Annotated in this window: 12 protein-coding genes and 1 pseudogene; 2 read left to right on the top strand and 11 right to left on the bottom strand. The window is 38.9% G+C overall.

Features of this window, described 5'->3' with window-relative positions:
• Window positions 1-292 precede the first annotated feature (292 nt).
• Window positions 293-2,767, top strand: coding sequence for a PAS domain-containing hybrid sensor histidine kinase/response regulator (locus tag F0226_RS16835; protein WP_171736732.1), 2,475 nt, complete (start codon window positions 293-295; stop codon window positions 2,765-2,767).
• Window positions 2,768-2,866: 99 nt separating this feature from the next.
• Here the strand turns inward: F0226_RS16835 and F0226_RS16830 are convergent.
• From F0226_RS16830 to F0226_RS22700, 6 genes and pseudogenes are all read right to left on the bottom strand, one after another.
• Window positions 2,867-3,052 (bottom strand): annotated as a pseudogene (locus tag F0226_RS16830) (IS110 family transposase); the annotation flags it as partial.
• A gap of 791 nt (window positions 3,053-3,843) precedes the next feature.
• Entirely contained in the window at window positions 3,844-4,110 is a 267-nt protein-coding gene (locus F0226_RS16825) for a YkgJ family cysteine cluster protein (RefSeq protein ID WP_345776527.1), read from the bottom strand.
• A gap of 61 nt (window positions 4,111-4,171) precedes the next feature.
• Window positions 4,172-4,606, bottom strand: a complete 435-nt coding sequence (locus tag F0226_RS16820; protein WP_171736730.1) for a hypothetical protein — start codon at window positions 4,604-4,606, stop codon at window positions 4,172-4,174.
• Window positions 4,603-6,732, bottom strand: a complete 2,130-nt coding sequence (locus F0226_RS16815; RefSeq protein WP_171736729.1) for a hypothetical protein — start codon at window positions 6,730-6,732, stop codon at window positions 4,603-4,605. Before F0226_RS16815 ends, F0226_RS16820 begins: the two co-directional genes overlap by 4 nt.
• The gene (locus tag F0226_RS16810) at window positions 6,720-8,453 is read right to left on the bottom strand and encodes a hypothetical protein (protein ID WP_171736728.1); all 1,734 of its coding nucleotides are present in this window, start codon (window positions 8,451-8,453) and stop codon (window positions 6,720-6,722) included. The genes F0226_RS16815 and F0226_RS16810 overlap by 13 nt, the downstream gene beginning before the upstream one ends.
• Window positions 8,450-9,679 (bottom strand): site-specific integrase, encoded by a 1,230-nt coding sequence (locus F0226_RS22700; RefSeq protein ID WP_171736727.1) that lies wholly within the window; start codon window positions 9,677-9,679, stop codon window positions 8,450-8,452. Before F0226_RS22700 ends, F0226_RS16810 begins: the two co-directional genes overlap by 4 nt.
• Window positions 9,680-9,916: 237 nt before the next feature.
• Between F0226_RS22700 and F0226_RS16800 the strand changes: the two genes are divergently transcribed.
• Window positions 9,917-10,357, top strand: coding sequence for a YcgN family cysteine cluster protein (locus F0226_RS16800; protein ID WP_137374688.1), 441 nt, complete (start codon window positions 9,917-9,919; stop codon window positions 10,355-10,357).
• A gap of 113 nt (window positions 10,358-10,470) precedes the next feature.
• Here F0226_RS16800 and F0226_RS16795 read toward each other — a convergent pair whose 3' ends face one another.
• The 5 genes from F0226_RS16795 to F0226_RS16775 all read right to left on the bottom strand — a co-directional run bounded on the left by F0226_RS16795 (window position 10,471) and on the right by F0226_RS16775 (window position 17,278).
• Window positions 10,471-12,357: a BCCT family transporter gene (locus F0226_RS16795; protein WP_171736726.1), complete on the bottom strand. Its 1,887-nt coding sequence runs from the start codon at window positions 12,355-12,357 to the stop codon at window positions 10,471-10,473.
• A 148-nt stretch (window positions 12,358-12,505) separates the two neighbouring features.
• A complete protein-coding gene (locus tag F0226_RS16790; RefSeq protein WP_171736725.1) occupies window positions 12,506-12,859 on the bottom strand; it encodes a hypothetical protein in 354 nt (117 codons plus the stop codon).
• 269 nt (window positions 12,860-13,128) lie between these two features.
• Window positions 13,129-14,064: a ChaN family lipoprotein gene (locus tag F0226_RS16785; RefSeq protein WP_171736724.1), complete on the bottom strand. Its 936-nt coding sequence runs from the start codon at window positions 14,062-14,064 to the stop codon at window positions 13,129-13,131.
• A 113-nt stretch (window positions 14,065-14,177) separates the two neighbouring features.
• A complete protein-coding gene (gene rlmA, locus F0226_RS16780; protein ID WP_171736723.1) occupies window positions 14,178-15,020 on the bottom strand; it encodes a 23S rRNA (guanine(745)-N(1))-methyltransferase in 843 nt (280 codons plus the stop codon).
• 221 nt (window positions 15,021-15,241) lie between these two features.
• Entirely contained in the window at window positions 15,242-17,278 is a 2,037-nt protein-coding gene (locus F0226_RS16775; protein ID WP_171736722.1) for a methyl-accepting chemotaxis protein, read from the bottom strand.
• Window positions 17,279-17,415 lie beyond the last annotated feature (137 nt).

Raw genomic sequence — 17,415 nt, 5'->3', positions numbered from 1 at the left:
TGTATTTCATGTTTTTTACTTCTTGGCGGGAGCAAACTTCATGATTATCGCACCTTACTGTTTTTATGTTCAGAGGTGTCGCACTTCGTACTTGAATCCAAGCACCCCTCCACTCTTGTTAGGAGGGCTTTCTGTAGTCTGTAGAAAGAAGTTTGATATTGAAAATATGAATAGAATTGATATTTAATATGCACGAAAATCACGATGAAAACAGACCAATCACTACTTAAAGCTTATATCTGTTCTATAGTTTTTACATAACGTTGAGGAATCACACGGAAGTAATTTAAGCATGGTCAAGCTTTCTTCATTCAGCCCTAAAGTGTTGTTAACTTTATTCATATTGCTTACCTCCTTGACGTACGGTGTTATATCACTCTACGTACTCGCTAATCACAGCCAATCTACCGTAAGACAACTGCAAAGTGGAAACAGTAGTTTTGAACTTGAGTCTGCTAAAATTTTTATGGAGAAGTACCTAGAAGTTGCAGAAGATCGTATTGTGTTAGCATCTCAGAACCATGGGGTGATTGATGCTGCATCACAATTGAACATTGAGCTCCTCTCTTATCATCTGGAACGCTTCAAAGGGCAAAACCAATCCATGCAATTCGCGGTGCGGGATCGTACGGGGCAATTGTTGTTTGAGGATACATTTCGTCACCCTGCGGCTAAACAAGAACAAGCCATCTTTAATGCAATCTCAAATCAAGAAGTGAACGAGCGCATCTTGTATCTCTTGCATGACGATAATAATCATATTTGTATTAAGTTATTTATGCCCCTTTATCAAGCGGGTAACTTTACTGGTGTGATATATGGAGAAACTGCGGTTGATTACGATGAATTTTTCGGCTCGTTTGTTACAAATAGAGAACGTTGGTACGAACTTAGCCAGATAGAGCCACCGGTTTCTTCGCTTATTGAAGCGAGTAATGAACATGCTCATCACTCACATAGTCCAGTAAAAAGTAAATACAGTGAAAAAGATTGGCTCTTAACTCAAACGACTTTAACTCGAGGGGATTTGGTGCTAACTCAAGGGATAAGCCGCTCATTTCTTAATGAACAATTATCAACCCTTCAGAAAGAATTACTGAATGGACTTTTGCTCGTTCTAGCTATTAGCTCTGTTTTAGTTGCATTGCTCGGCCAAAAATTGTTTGTTAATCCTCATAAAGAACTCGACGGGTCGAAGAAGTTGTTAGAAGAGTCCAACAAACTATTAGCAGAAAAAGAGCGTGACAGCCATCTTCTTGCGACAGTAGTGAAAGTAGCCAGAGACGCAGTTGTTATTACTGACAAACAAGGGCGTATAGAGTGGGTAAATAGCGCTTTTGAAGTCATGACAGGCTACCGTTTAGACTCTGTAAAAGGTTTGTCGCCAGGCTCTTTCTTGCAAGGCGAAAATACGTGTCTTAAGACGGTAAGCCGCATTGGAACCGCGCTCCAAAAAGGTAACCAAGTTAAAGCTGAAATATTGAATTACACGATCGATAAGACACCTTATTGGGTTGATATTGACATCGTACCTTTGCGCAACGGAAAAGGTGAGGTTGAACGTTTTATAGCGATTGAACGCGATGTAACTGATTTCAAGAAACTTGGGCTAGAGTTAGAAACTCAAGCGAACAAAGCGTGCCAAGCCAATGAAGCGAAGTCACTGTTTTTGGCAACGATGAGTCATGAAATTAGAACCCCAATTAATGGTTTACTAGGGATCCTACAGATGCTTGTCGACGATTTAGAAAAAGAAGAGCAGAGAGAGATTCTTAGGTTGGCTCTTGGTTCAGGTGAACATTTAATAGCGATTCTTAATGATATTCTAGACCTTGCAAAAATAGAAAATAATAGTCTAGAAATTGATCCGCATCCATTCAAAATGTCCGACATTATCCATCCTGTGTTAAACACTTATCAAACCTTGTGTTCAGAGAAGGGAATTGAGTTTAACCTTCTTGATGGTTGTGATCTTGAGTTAGCATACAATGGTGATTCTGTTCGAATTCGACAAGTGCTACTTAACTTAGTTGGGAACGCATTGAAGTTTACTGAAAATGGCTCGATTAGTGTAAGCATCAAATTACTCGCTCCTTCTAAAATGGAGTTTGCCGTTGAGGATACTGGTATTGGGATCCCTAATGATAGGCTGAGTTCAATCTTTAATGAGTTTGAGCAAGCGGATATATCAACAACGCGTAACTACGGTGGTACCGGACTTGGGCTAGCGATCTGCTATAAGCTTGTGACGTTGATGAAAGGTCAACTCAATGTAGAAAGTGAGCTTTCTAAAGGAAGCCGTTTCAGTTTTGTTATCGACCTACCTGCAATAGTACTCGAGGGTGAGAAGAGCTCAACAATTCAGGAAGTAGATCTGACTCCGTTTAAGGTTCTAGTGACTGATGATAATAAAATAAACCGCATCATAGCCAACGGGTTTTTAGACAAGTTGAACGTTGAATGCGTTACTTGTGAAAATGGTTATGAAGCATTAACTCATCTGGGTTCAAGTTACTTCAACCTCGTAATTATTGATAACCATATGCCGAGAATGAATGGTGTGGAAACAGTTAAAAGAATACGGGAAGCGGGCTATCATGACCTTGTTATCTTTGGGTGGACTGCCGATATTAGGCAAACATCTACCCATGCGTTTTTAGAGGCTGGCGCAAATGAAGTATTAGCTAAACCTTTGATAAAATCGGATCTTGCAGAAGCGCTTTCTCGTCATCTCAATCATATAAAAACGATGGATAGAGAAAACTAATCAACGTTTGTTCTTCGTCATTAATATGATGTGACATCACTGCACTTATCAATACCAATCATAAATACTTTACCACCAGAACTATGTTGTTTAGCTATAAGGGTTAGCTAAGTCATAGCCTAAAATGGTGCCTCGAATATGCTGCCCTAAAAGAAGCCACACTACGAGATAAGAAACTGCGGCAATTATCCAAGAATTGTATCGATTGCTGTTAAAGCAGCTATAGATACCGATTTGAATAGCTAAGTTAGCGATGGCTAGCTCATTAGTATGATCGGTTTTATGGTCTCCCAAGTCCTGATTCATACTAACAGAGCTGGACATTTCACGAAGTGACTTTCCTATACCAAAAGTTATCCGTATTTTTCTAATTTAAATGATTATACTGAGAAGGTTTTGTCCAGAAACGTGTGACAAGCGATTGTCAAGAAAAATCATAAATTCCTAGCGAGTAGTGAGCGGCGCGAGCGTCAGGAGTGGCTTTATTATTTTACTTTACCATCAACTTGCTAAGTCTTCAGGGACAAAAAGCGTACATATTATCATACATGGTATGTAGGCTTATTAGTTCCATAAGAAATATTTGCTATTAAAGGGCTGTCACTCACACGCGAATAGACATTCTTTTTACTATATACTCCAATATGTGGGCATTTTATGAATACCTTGTTGGATCACAGCATCCAATACTTCAATTACAAACTGTTACTTTGCTCTTTGTAGTTGTCTGAGCTGTTCTGTATGATGAGAAATTGCTGTTACGTAACCCGTTCATATCGAGGAGCCTCGTTCTGTGAGCGAATGTTCTCACTTATCGAGACAGCAAAACTTCAACAGTTCTCAGCTTATAAATTGCTGCGTTAGCTCGTCGAGTATCATATGCTCAAGCAAGATTATCAAAGGTCTGCGTTCTTAGCTTAAACTGTTGTCAACAGTTCACGGTGAATAGTTACTTCCATTCGATTCTTAATGACAAGATTTTAGTTCAGGTGTCGGTTAAGGGGGGGAGGGGGAGCCATCCATACCATTGGTTACTCTTTATAGGCTAGCTATATACGTAAATCCTTGATCTGGTTTTATTGCCCATTAACAGTAGCCGACTCAAGGTCATTGAGTATTTTCAGCGCTACTTGAGGCCCTGCGTAACATATAGTTTCGTCGCTATTAAAATCGTCGCATACACTAGGGCGATCTGATGAACCAAATATCTTACAGAGGTTTTTGTCATTGAGTTGTATACACCTTATCCCAGCAGGTTTCCCATTCGGCATACCTGGTATTGGGGTGCTAATGGATGGAGCGATACAGCAGGCACCACAGCCACGTTCGAGTTTTTCTGAGATACAGGGATTCCATTCAGAAATTTCGATATTATAGTTAGTCACTAGCAGTACCTTTATTGACTCAACGAGTTGTTCCCCATTTGGAATGCTCGCATTGTATTACATTGGGGCTACTAATGCTATTTTCCTCTAATTTAGCTACGTATTGCTGTAGGTGGTATAACTGATAGATCAACTCCAAGCGCTCCCCTTCCAACTTCTTAAGCCTTTGCTTTAAAAGATTTTTTTCCTTGCGATATTTGTCTTTCAAGTTTTTTTCTTTTGCTAAGAGGACCTTTAGTTCTTTATTTGCAGCCGTTTGATTAGATTCAGACGCGAGCTTAGCTCTATTAATCTTGTCCTTTACTACTTGGTACTTGGGGTGCTTATAATTCAAGGCTCCGTTTGCTAGCCCAGCCCTTTTTTCTACAGCGTGTTGGCTGATTTTCATCCCCTTGGAAATGAGTTCCAATAGCGCCTTCTCACTTTCTTCAGCATTTTTTAACACGCTGCTCATAGGATTACTCCATAGTACTCGAGTGCTTGTTTATAGGTTTCCATTTCCAAACGTAAAAACTCTTGACTTGCTGCGGGTTGGTTGTCGTCAACAGATTTCTGGTATAGTGAACGGTACCTATTGTATCTGCTAATCCAAATGGGTATGGAATCCTTGTCAGCAATTAAGTTTTCACAATCAGTTCGGCAGTTAGATGACTGAATAACTGGCTTAAAATCACATTCGGTTCCATTCATACAATACATACCATTACCTAATGACATAACCTTAGACTTATTTCTTTTTGCTAAAGACTTGGCATGGGAAAAGGATTGATAAGTTTTGAATTTTTTATCAAGATCTTGCTGACTTTCCAGTGTTTTACCGCCCTTACCAAAAAGGTTGCTGCCATTTTGAAATTTCATAGCCATATAGGCAGAAACTTCGAGATCTGCTTTCTCTAGCTCTTTTGCGAACTCTTCAGCCATGGTTAATTTGTAATTACTCATATTAAGATAGCCATCTGAGTACCATTCAGTTACGGTCCTAGCTATATGTTTAAATTGTGCAGAAAGTTGGTTCATTGTAACTAATTCTAAACGGCGAACATGTACCGCAATGCTTCGCCGAAATTGATGATGCTCTATAGGCCATTTGCCTCCTACGAAAATGTGGCACTCGACTTTTTCTCTAAGCGATATATTTGGATTTAATTGCCAAAACTCATCTATATCTTTTTTAGTTATATAAATTTCATTTGACTCCGTCCAATTTAGCTGTCTATCTGATGTACGTTGACTTGTCATAAGGGAGTAAATGCCAGAAGAGTGAAAAGCTCTAGCATTGGTTTTAATGTAATGAGAACCAAGTTCACGGGGTGACAACCTAAAGATTGCAGAAGCTAAAGGTATAATTTTGTTTATGATGTTTTTAACGTACGGGGCAGCTGCCCATACTTCTTCTACACCACCCTCATCTGCCCCCTTAAACAAAGTGGATTTAATACCAATGTACTCTCTGTCTTCAACTAGACAATTAAACTTTAAAACGACCGCCTCACTCTTCCTTAGACCACTCATTGCTTGGATAGCTTCACATGCGACTAGTGCTACTCTATTATAGAATGTGTATATATCCTCCATGTCGACTATATACTGTGGAAACCTGCGGTTGTATGAAGATAATGGTACGTTGTGAATTTTACCATTAACAATTTTTTCGTATGTATATGACTTGTTTTTATAAGCATTTACATCCTCATCAGTACGTTTAACGACCAGGTTATGAGTGTTGCACTTAGTATCTAGACTTATGTCTTTAAGATTTTGTTGACAGTATTCATCTAAATAAAAAAGCCAGTTATTATTATGGTGCTTAAGTTTGTTTAATTTTAAATATTCTCTGTATTTATATGGTAAACTGGATATGTATTCCCAGTTTTTTATGTTTAATTTTAGATTTTCAAAGTAATTAATATAGGAACTCCAGTAGGCAAGTAAAATATCTATTGGCATACAATAAGTTTGGTTACTTTTCCTTTTCGGGGAGTAATTTATGAAATTTGTTTTAAGGAAGAACCCATAGTCTGAAAAAAAAGTATGTTGCATATCGCATAGCTTGGCGAGGGATTTAAAGTAATTATCTATTGTTCCAGAGCTCTTCCCTTCGTTGAACGTCGCCATGAACTTATTTCTAATAGGGTCTCTATCCAAAGAATATATTGAATTTAAATTTAATGATTGTAATGATTTACTTATGACAATAAGGTTTTCTATTATACGTATAATAGACGAAACTTTTGCTTTTTTTGATTGAAACCAAAAGAGAAATATGCCGATAATTTTCAATTCAAGCTTAATGCCTTTACTTAAATCAGAAAAGTTTGCCTTGCGATAAACTTCTCCCTCATTGATAAAATCTTTGTTTGTCCATATGTCGTTTGAAAATATGATTGGTTCTTTATCTTTCTGAGTTGATGGAATAATGACTATATTTGATAAGGATTCATAATCTTTATTATTCAATGCTGATAAAATAACTTTAACAGAAGGGATTTGTTCTTTGAAAATACTACTGTTAACACTTTGATCGACAAAGTCCGTAGGTCTAATTTCATTTATGGACGTATTTCTGATTAAATCTTCCATATTTCAAAAACACCTTCATCTTGTATGGTTTTTCTCGCTCTTGCTACTATCTTAGTATCAACAAATGCAAGCATAAGATCTATTCTTGATGTTAAATATTGATAGCTTTCATTTGCATTACTCGAACCTATATAAATAGGTTTGTTATAATCGATCATATGCTGAAAACTTAATAGTTGATAAATTGCATTTTCATCTTCAATCACTGCGCATTTTGAACAATGCATACAATTTGATAGATTTGCACATAGTTTAGGGGTGCGTTTATCTTTTGATTGTTGACGCTTGAATTTATTCGATTCAGGTGAATTGCCATAAATATCAGTGCAAACTATTCCATTTAATTGGTAATCAGAATTTCCTTTTGAAACAATCATTACATCATACTTCTTGGCTATTTCTTTTCTCTCTTTAAAATTTTTTCCATTAATAGAAGCTTCGGTAAGTTTTTTGAGAGCAGATCCCATGGCTTTTCTTGCTTCTATTTTGTTCCCTTGTGCATAATTTTTCCGGTAAGTCCCCCAGTTATGCTGTGCCTTATCGAGTATAGTAAAGGGATTTCTAGTTTCACGGTCTGTTATCTGCTCTACAGTTTTTCTCAACCTTCTACTCGAAATTTTGGGAAAGCTCAGGTCAATATTTATAATTTTCTTTACAATAGGGTGTCTTTCAAATGATTTTAGAGCAGGATTAAGTCTCCGTACTTCATTATCGCGTTGGTTTATCATAAATAACAGAGCGCGGTGGTTAAAAATATAGTCTAGACTTTTTAAGTACTCAACTAACTTCAAGCGTAATTTTATGAAACGCTTGTAAAACTCTATACCTGTCCTTTCTCCTTCAATGCCGGACTTGCCAATATTCAGTCTTATAAACTTATGAGCTCTCCCTTTATATATTAATTCAGAATCAACGCCATCTGCGTTCAAGTTAAAGTCGTCAATATTGCTTTGTTTCAACTGTTGTTCGTTACTCCACGTAAAAAAACAAAAAAGAATAAAAGCGCTATGCATAAACCAGTATACAGGGTTTCTTACAATATAATCGAATGTAGTTTTTGGGTTGGCTAGCTTTACTTCTTTAATTGATGTCACATCATTAATAGAGAAGTCTCTAAATCCTTGCTTTGAACGGTCTAAATGCTCATTAATTACATCACCACTTGTCTCAAATATTATAAAGCAGGTCTGTATTATTTTAGAAAGTTCTTCGCTATCATAAGCATCATTACTTTCGCGATATGTTTTATCTGAAAATGTATATTTATAGTTTGAGTAAATATCACCAGAGTAAGATAGGAAAGAGTTTATAGTAGATAGGCGATTTCCAGCTTGATCTCTAGATATTTCTCTCTTGTAAACTCTTGATTGGAGGAAAATACAATAATCTGGAAGTTTAGAGGGATCTCTTAGTGAGTTCTTTTGATCTACTTGGAAATCAAGATATTCCTTTAGGACGTTGAATATTGTCCTTCTTCCAGGGGACTTATAAGTAATAATAAATCCAGATATAATCTCTGCTTCTCTATGTAAATCTTTAGAGTAGTTCTTGCTGTATTTATCGAACGTGGCTTTATTAACGCCACTTATAGTACTCTTTATGGTACCTGTTGTGCCTAAGTATCCATCGAGGGTTAACAAGTTTAGGTCAATAACGTATCTTCCATCGCTTACTTTAGAAGTGTTTATTATAAGGTCCGCATCATACTTACTTTTTTTCATGCGATTTCCTTAAATACATCAAAAATATATCTATCCATTATTTCAGCAACATTATTTGCAGTCTTTCTTTTATTTACAAACCTAATGTACTTTAATGTGGTTTCAATACTCTGATGACCCATATATAAACGAACAGTTTCTATACATGTATCAATACTGTCTGGGGACGAATGCAATGCAACTTCTACAAAGTTCGTAGCAAATGTACTTCTTAAATCATGAGGTCCGTGTTGAAATTCGTGGTGGTATGTTTTTTTATAGAGACTTTTAAATCGTGCCCAAGCACTATAAAATGCACTTTTTGAATAATGTTTACGGCTTTTATTTAAAAATAAAGGGGTGATTTTTGATGTAAGGCACTTTCTTTCTATATAGTCTTCTCGGATAAGACTTAGATTGAAAGAATACTCATGGTCAAGAATTTCATGGGCAAGTCTAACCGTCATGAATAATTCTCTATCAGCACCAAATTTGGTATTCACACCATGGCTTGGTCCTATATTAATACCTTTGATGATTTTGCTGCTATCGTTTGGGAATAGTTCTTCTTTGATTAACCTGCAAGGGAATGATAGTGCTTCTGATAATCTCAATCCACAAAAAATCATCAGTTTAAAAACTAGCTGGAAGTTTTTGGTTTGACCCTGTAAAAGGTTTAGAGCTTTTAATTGTGTTTCATGGCTAAGAGGAGTCAGGTTATTATCGACTGGGCGATTAACCCTTATGGCAAGGTCGGAAGATTGAAGCTCTCTGTAACCATTGATAGTACTTATTTTATGGCGATAGAAATTCGATTTATCTAAAATTCCATCATCATATAGGGTTTCATAAAAACCTTTAATTACTAGAGTATAACTATTCGCAGTACTTGTTTTTAAACTTTTTTCTTCGTTTATTCGTTCTATTAAGTGTTGTCTAAAGCCGTATGTCGGGCTCTTATACTTCACTCTTGGTACTGAGAATGGATCAATCTTTTTATCAACTAACCAAACTACCCACGTTTTAAAGGCCTTTGCCATTGATGATAGGTCTTTGAGACCGTCTGATGCTTTGTGTAAAAGAAAAAGATTAATTCTATCGCGCAGTACGGGGTGAAAGTCACCAATAAGGATTGGTATTTGGGCGGTTGTGTAGCTGTTGTTGAAAGAGAAGTTGTCTAACTCAGGTTTTAAATCTGAAGCTTCCCCAAGCCTAACGGGCACATCATAGAGAATGTCAATTTTCACAAGCGCTCCACCTCTTTTCTAAGTCATATAGAGAGGGTAGTACTTCTAATAGAATTTAACCAGGGTAGCGCCACAACCTAGACGACAATCCATCATTTGACTCATTTATTAATAAAGGTGCGCGATAGTAGCAAAAAATACTCAAGCAAGCAGTAATGATGAGTGATTTTTATCCTTGAACTTTGTATGGGCTAGCGGTATAACACGCATCCCAGTAAAAGAGTAAGAAGTAATCCAATGAGTAATCCATTTTGGCAAGAAAAAACACTAGATAAAATGACGGAACAAGAGTGGGAATCACTGTGTGACGGATGCGGTAAGTGTTGCCTGCATAAACTTATGGATGAAGACAGCGATGACGTTTATTACACCAATGTTGCTTGTAGTTGGTTGAATGACAAAACTTGCTCTTGCAAAGACTACCCGAATCGATTTACTTCAGGCGAAGAGTGTTTGAAATTAACACGCGATAAAATTGATGAATTTCATTGGTTGCCGGATACGTGCGCTTATCGTTTATTATCTGAAAATAACCCGATTCCAGAATGGCACCCATTAATTACGGGTTCTAAATCTGCCATGCATGCTGCAGGTGAAAGTGTGCGTAATAAAGTTGTGTATGAAATTGATGTTGTAGATTGGGAAGACCACATTCTTAATCACCCAAATCGCGCTTAATTTCACATTCGATATTAGAATGTGTAAAACGAAGAAACAAAAAAAGGCTCACATCGGTGAGCCTTTTGCTTATTAAGAGTGTATCCAAATTATTTGGACTGTTATGGCTAAGGTTAAACCGGAGACAAAGTCGCTACCACCTGGTTAAACTCGATTCGAGCATTCTGAGCTTGTTCAGACAACTCAATTTTATTCTCTTGCGCTGCTGTTAAATTGCTTTCTGCAAGTTCTAATTCTTGTTTAAGTTCCAAAGGAAGCTCATGGTTTTGAACATCTTCAGATTGTTCTAAAACATAAGAGCGAATCTTTTTCTTGATAGCCGTTAGTTGTTGGTACGCTTCACGCTCATTTTCAGCGGCTTCTTGTGCCAAATCTCTAACCTTCTCAAATTTAGCAAGAGCCATGCCTTCCGAAGACCAAGGATCCATCTCTGGCAGTTCTTCTATATTGATCGTTGGCTCAATGTAATCTTCTTGATGGCGTAAATCTAAACTGGTTGCACGTACGGCTGAGATCATCAGCATCACGGAGATAACAAGCAGTGGTAAACCACCAACAATGGCAGCAGTTTGTAATGTGCTTAACCCACCCAAGAACATCAGTACTGTTGGCAAGAATGAAAGTGTGAATGCCCAGAACATACGGTTCCAGCGCATTGGCTCTTCGGTAACGTTATTCTGTACAACAGAAGCCAAAATGTAAGAGATAGAGTCAAAAGTTGTCGCGGTAAAAATAATACAAAGCACGGTAAATACAGCGATGACTAAAGTGCTCATCGGTAACTCTCCCAACATAGAGAAAATTGCCTTAGTTGCCCCTTCATTATTCAAAATGCTGACTACATCTAACTGACCAGAAAGTTGTAATGAAAGACCGTAGTTGCCCAAAATCATAAAGAATAGAAAACAGCCTAGAGAACCAAAGAAAATCGAACCTGAGACCATTTGTTTGATTGTTCTTCCTCGAGATATGCGTGCGACAAATAAGCCCATACTAGGTGCAAATACTAGCCACCATGCCCAATAGAAAATAGTCCAATCTTGTGGGAAGTGAGTATTTTCAAAGGTGCCATAGCCACCAAATGGTTCTGCCCATGTTGCCATGACGAAGAAGTTAGAGAGTAATCGCCCGATAGAATCTAACCCGGTTTCGAGCATGAAAATTGTAGGTCCAGCAATAAGTACAAACGTGAGTAACCCCATGGCACCCCAGAAGTTAATATTGCTGAGAATCTTGATGCCTTTCTCTAAACCCGCGTAAGAGGAATAAGCAAAAATACCAGTACAAACCAGCAAAACTAATGCTTGAGTTAAGGTATTTTGCGGCATGCCAAAGAGGGCATTCAAGCCTTCACTGATCAGGGGAGCTGCAAGGCCTAAAGTCGTCGCGGCTCCGCCTAGTAGTCCGAAGATAAAGAAGATGTCGACTAGTTTGCCAATGCCACCCTTACTACGTTTTTCTCCTAGAACAGGCATTAGCGCACTTGAAACTTTCAATACTGGCTGCTTACGAACATAAAAAAAGTATGCGATAGGTATTGCAGGAATTAGGTAGATGGACCAAGCAATTGGACCCCAGTGGAAAAGACCATAAGTTGCGGCCCACCTAACGGCTTCTTCACTGCCTGGTTCTAATTGAAATGGCGGTGATTGGTAATAGTAAGCCCACTCGATGCAGCCCCAGTAAAGGATACTGGCTCCAATACCGCCACAAAATAACATGGCAGCCCATGAAGCGGTGGCAAATTCTGGTTGTTCATCGGGTTCACCCAGTTTGATTTGTCCCATGTCACTGAAAACAACGTAAACCATAAAAGCACAAGCTGCTAAGCCTAATGCAAGGTATAGAAAACCGAGTTTGTCAGTCATGAAAATTTTAGCGACGGCAATCCATTCTGCGCCCTGAGTTGGGAACATAATTAGTGGAAAGACGATCGTGAGCAGGAGTGCAATGGCACCGAAAAATGTTGGCTTATCAATAAGCGAGAATGAGTTTTTCACGAGTTTTATTCCATAAGTACGATCCTAGAAGTATCTCGTGAACGTATTGTAGGGAACAAATCGACTATTTTATCAAGACGATAAAAATTTCATCAGGGGAGGTGATGTTTGATGTGGTGGATGTATGCGTATGGCGATATACAAAACACTACAGTATCGCGAGTAGTATCCCGCCAACTGTTGCCGCAGCGGACAGATATTGCCCAGCTGAATAAGAGCCATCGTCTTCTTCTTCAATTTTATCCGGGTGATCCATTCCCAGTGCACCATGGGCAAAAGATTCCACTTTGTCGCCTACAGACTCATTCGATGCTTTGTTAGTTTTAGCTTCTTTATCAATTTCTTGAAGCGCGGCGAGTAAGGCTTTTCCTTCGTCTGAAAGGGTGACTTTATTTTGTTCCACCTTGATAGGAGAGGTCTCAGCAGACCTTTGAGCTGCATTCTGAGCCTTCATTTGTTGAGGTGAATATATTTGAGTGGTGCTTGATCCTACGGGTGTCATGTGCCTCTCCCTTAACATGCCCTACAAAGTGTATCGGCTAACGAGTGAAAAACTTGTGTAATTTTTCAGCTTTGTGCTTGTTTTTTATCCAAGCAATTCTCGTGCCGATACATTTATATCTATTCGGGTTACAGGAGCTAACTCAAATCAAAGTAACTATCCCAAGTTAAAGTAACTAGCTCAAGTTAAAGGAACCACGCAGAGCTAAAGGAGCTAACCCAAAGTTAAGGAACAAAGCCCAAGCCCATAATCAATCACCAAGCCCAGAATCAATTACATGACAGACCTTTACCGCGTCCAGCCAGCTTTTTATATGCCAGCATTCGATTTTCGGGCTTAACAAAACGAGTTGGTGGATCAAGAACCTGTAATTGATAGTCGACAGAGTCCGTAGATAATTCAGACACTGGTGTAATGACGACCACCTTTAAGTCTGGAGACCTCTTCAAGATGGATGCAGCAGTACCAAGCCCACCTTCTGTATGAAATTTTCCTGCAATATGAACAACAGACTTATCAGGGTTACTGGCTAGGTAGTTAACAATCGATTCTGCCATAGTTTCATCCCATGCTATCTGCGCAGCATATTGTTTCTCCGTTTGCTCTGGAGAACCATGATGCAGCGATGCCATAAACTTATCTTTATAGGGGCTATCTGAAGTATCAATGTCTTTTGCTAAGAAAGCTCGTTCTTGATCATCTAATGAATCTAAGTATCCAAGACCTTGGCGTCCTATACATTGAACCACTGGTTTAGGAGCGTTAGAGGCGATAATGTCTAGACGGTTTGCTTTTGCTAGCTCAACTAGTGGGCGATAATCACTTTCGTAATTAGGCCAAGCTGCAGCTTTGGACATTAATGTTTGTTCGCCAATCTCTCCAGCTAGATAGGCATTCAAAATCCCTTGGTGGTTTCGTGTGAATTGTTCCATAGAGACAGCAATATTCGGATTGCTGCTTGAAAGAGATTTCAGTAAATCCGTTTGGAATCGATGGACACCTGAATGAGTGTGCCATTCGCCGATAAGGATTACATCCGCTTGATTTAGCTCGTCAGGAAGTTGGTTAAGTGAAATAGCCTGACCTGATGGGCTTGCGAGTTGGTAATCATAATAAGTGGAAACGACTTGAGAATCGCTATCCGATGGTTGGCTTGCACAAGCAGTAAGTAAAACAGTTGTGATGAGAAGAATAATACGTTGCATAAAAATGCCTCCTTGATGAACGAGCATACTAAAGGAGGCAAGATTTTTATTCAATGCAAATGATAATTAATATCACCAGTGGTTAAGTGATACCTTTTCTATCGATAGCAAGTTTAGACTTTTCGATACACTCTTAGCATAAAGTCGGCTTCACACTTAAATTGCTCGGAAGCCATCAATTGTTGTTTGAATTGCTCTGTTGCCTTCCATGCAAAAGGTGTCATTTGTAATAAATCAAATGCCTCTGAACCTGTTAGGTCCATCATATAGTTTAGTTGTTCTTGGTGGGAAAGCTCGAAGCCAGCAATATCTTCTGCCGTTTCATCATGCATTCTTACGCCATCATAGATTTCATCTCGTAGCTGATATAAATGTCGACCAGCAGGGGTGACGGTGATGACAACGCCATCATCTACAATGGCTCGATGTAGCTCTTCAGCTTTACATGGCGCATAAATACGAAGTACAGCACCTAAGCTTTTATCTGCAAAGGGGAGGCGGTGACTAGAAGCTACTGAGAATAGGCATGAAGAGTAGCGCTTTGCAGCGTATTTTATCGCGACCTTTGAAATATCCAAGCCATAAGTTTGTGCCATTTTCTGGTGGCTTCCGGACTCTTCCTGAGACTTATTTATTAACTGTAAGGCAACTTCGTTGGTGTAATAGCCTTCTCCACAGCCTATATCGAGTAATGTAGGAGTTGATTGAGCTAAATGCTGGGTACACAGTTTCGCCACTGCTTGACGCATAAGATCGTAATGTCCACCTTCCAGAAATCGACGGCGAGCTTGCATCATTTCTTTGTTGTCACCTGGATCTTTTGAACGTTTATGGTGGGCTGGCATTAAATTTACGTAGCCTTCTTTAGCCAAATCAAACTGGTGATTTTTATCACATGAAAAAGTACGCTCTTTTTGAGAAAGAGGCTGGTGGCATAAAGGGCATTGATAAGTCATTACGAACTCGAACTGGGAAATTTTAAGTCGAAAATTTTAACAGGAAGCTGATCGGTTCGCTAGCGTAACAAAAGAGTGGGGGATGAATATAGAGCCAACGGATCGCTGGCTCTATGGATTGATTTATAGACTTTAGGTTTAACTAAAACCATCTTTGTTTAAACTATCTTTGCCTAAGGCTATCTTTACTTAAAGCTATTTTTACCAAAGGCAATGAATGTTTAGCTAAAGAAATCTACTTGATGTTTAAGTGACTCTGCTTGTTTTTTCAGTTCATCGGCACTTTGTGAGGTTTTAGCACTTGTGGCACGACTTTGCTGATTCAAATCACTGATTGAGTGCGCGTTAGATGCAATCTCTTGGGACACTTGTGCTTGCTCCTCAGACGTTGCTGCAATCGTTTCAGCTTGGGCTGCAATCGATTGAACCTGAGAGGCAATGGATTCGAGAGCCGATCCAGCACCTTGCGCTTTATCGAGTACTTGATTGGCATTCTCTTGGCTTTGTGTCATCAAACTTACGGCATTACTTGTTGATGCTTTGAGTTTCTCGATGATACTTACCACGTCTTTTACCGATGTTTGAGTTCGGTGAGCGAGGGTTCTTACTTCATCTGCAACCACAGCAAAACCACGGCCTTGTTCGCCAGCTCGGGCTGCCTCAATAGCAGCATTGAGTGCAAGTAAGTTAGTCTGCTCAGCAATATCATCAATCATCTTGGTAACGGTTTGTATGCTTTCACTGTCTGAACTCACTTGTTCAATTGCAGAAGCAGACTTGTCTAGTTGGTCGTTGAGTTGTGCAACATCAATACAAACCCCTTCGACAACTTCTAAGCCTTGTTGGCTATCGTCGTTAGCTAAGCGCACATTGTCTGCGATTGCACCGACTTGCTGTGCGACAGATTCCGCAGACGTTGCCATCTCTTCAATTGCAGTCACAACCTGTTCAACCTGTTCTTGTTGGCGATCAGACTGCGTTAAGTTGTGGCTAGCGTCTTGAGATACACTGTTAGAACCTACCTGAACCTGATCGCTGGTGTCTCGTATTTCACCAACCAGTGTATTTAACTGAGTAGCCATTGCCGCTACACCATTATTCAAGTTACTGATTTCATTTTTGGTTTGCTGACCTGAATGAGGAATGTTGAGGCTAACCTCGCCTTTTCCTAAACGCATCATATAGCCATTAAGGGTAGTCAAAGGCGTAAGAGTTCTGTTTAAGAATACGGTCAAAACAACAATCGTTGAAACAGCAATCAGGGTAGCGATAAATGCAATCAGTTTTAGTAATTCGTCGCTGCCTTTGGTTACTTCTTTAATAAAGGTTCCACCAAGTAGCTTCCAATTCCAGCCTGGTACTTCCGTATAGACTAGGTATTTCTCACCAACCGTGTTTTGGTATGCAAATGGGTATCTGATTAACCCAGAAGCTTGTTCAAATAGTTGATAAAAAGGCTTATTTCCTTCGTAATCTGCAACATCAATGATGGACTTTTTACCATCAGCGTTAGTCGGGTGTAGAAGATATTTACCTTGGTTGTCTTTATCGTTATCTACGATAATGGTGTAGCCAGTTTCACCCCAAGAAACAGAACGTAAAGAATCAAAGAGGCTTTGTGTTGCTTCTTCTACAGGCAAGCCAATGAAAGAAATACCATTAACCTCACCGTTAGCACTGACTAAAGGAGAGTAATAAGTAATGTATCGTTGACCAAATAGAGTCACTTGGGCGTAATAAGGCTGCCCATTTTTGATTTTGTTATAGCCAGGGTGATTTTTACCTAATGAAGCACCAACAACTCGGGTGCCTGATGGATCTTTTAGAGATGTGGATACTCGGATGAAATCGTCGCCAAAAGGGGCAAATAAAGTCGCGACTGCTCCTGTATCACGGGTAAAACTGTCTACTAGCTTAGTATCATTAATTAAGCTTTCCCCATACTGAGTCATGTTTAGAATGTTGTGACCATTAAATTCTACGTCGTAGTCTTCAACATAAATACCAGCTAAGTATCCATTGCGGAATGTTGACTCTAGTACCTCTGCGGTATGCAAGTAAGCATCAAACTGACCCGATATAGTTTTAGCCATTGCTTCCACTTTGGATTGATGCTCTCTGAGTGTGTTATCTAGCAATACTTGGGACGCGTTTCGATATACGAGTGTGGCTATTGAACCAAACGCGACAAGTAAACAAAGCAAAATAACCAATTTCAGTTGGAATCCAACGCTTTGATTTTTGTATTTTTTGAACATGAACTAACTATCCTGTATTCATAGAGGTGTAGCGGGTTGGTTTATAGATCATTCTCTATCATATTTTTTATAATACAAACTTATAAAATGGCATTGATTGATAATAATTAATGATTTAGTCATTAATTAGAAAACAC

Source organism: Vibrio sp. 99-70-13A1, from assembly GCF_013114625.1.
In the GTDB taxonomy this organism is placed as follows: Bacteria; Pseudomonadota; Gammaproteobacteria; order Enterobacterales; family Vibrionaceae; genus Vibrio.
The sequence above is the reverse complement of the archived record's forward strand: the minus strand, read 5'-3'. Positions and strand labels throughout refer to the sequence as shown.

Bases quoted from the DNA above. Each gene is read 5' to 3' on its own strand.
- F0226_RS16790 (WP_171736725.1), bottom strand. From the start codon at position 12,859: ATGACACCCGTAGGATCAAGCACCACTCAAATATATTCACCTCAACAA.
- F0226_RS16810 (WP_171736728.1), bottom strand. From the start codon at position 8,453: ATGAAAAAAAGTAAGTATGATGCGGACCTTATAATAAACACTTCTAAA.
- rlmA (WP_171736723.1), bottom strand. From the start codon at position 15,020: ATGACTTATCAATGCCCTTTATGCCACCAGCCTCTTTCTCAAAAAGAG.
- F0226_RS16775 (WP_171736722.1), bottom strand. From the start codon at position 17,278: ATGTTCAAAAAATACAAAAATCAAAGCGTTGGATTCCAACTGAAATTG.
- F0226_RS16835 (WP_171736732.1), top strand. From the start codon at position 293: ATGGTCAAGCTTTCTTCATTCAGCCCTAAAGTGTTGTTAACTTTATTC.
- F0226_RS16815 (WP_171736729.1), bottom strand. From the start codon at position 6,732: ATGGAAGATTTAATCAGAAATACGTCCATAAATGAAATTAGACCTACG.
- F0226_RS16785 (WP_171736724.1), bottom strand. From the start codon at position 14,064: ATGCAACGTATTATTCTTCTCATCACAACTGTTTTACTTACTGCTTGT.
- F0226_RS16800 (WP_137374688.1), top strand. From the start codon at position 9,917: ATGAGTAATCCATTTTGGCAAGAAAAAACACTAGATAAAATGACGGAA.
- F0226_RS16820 (WP_171736730.1), bottom strand. From the start codon at position 4,606: ATGAGCAGCGTGTTAAAAAATGCTGAAGAAAGTGAGAAGGCGCTATTG.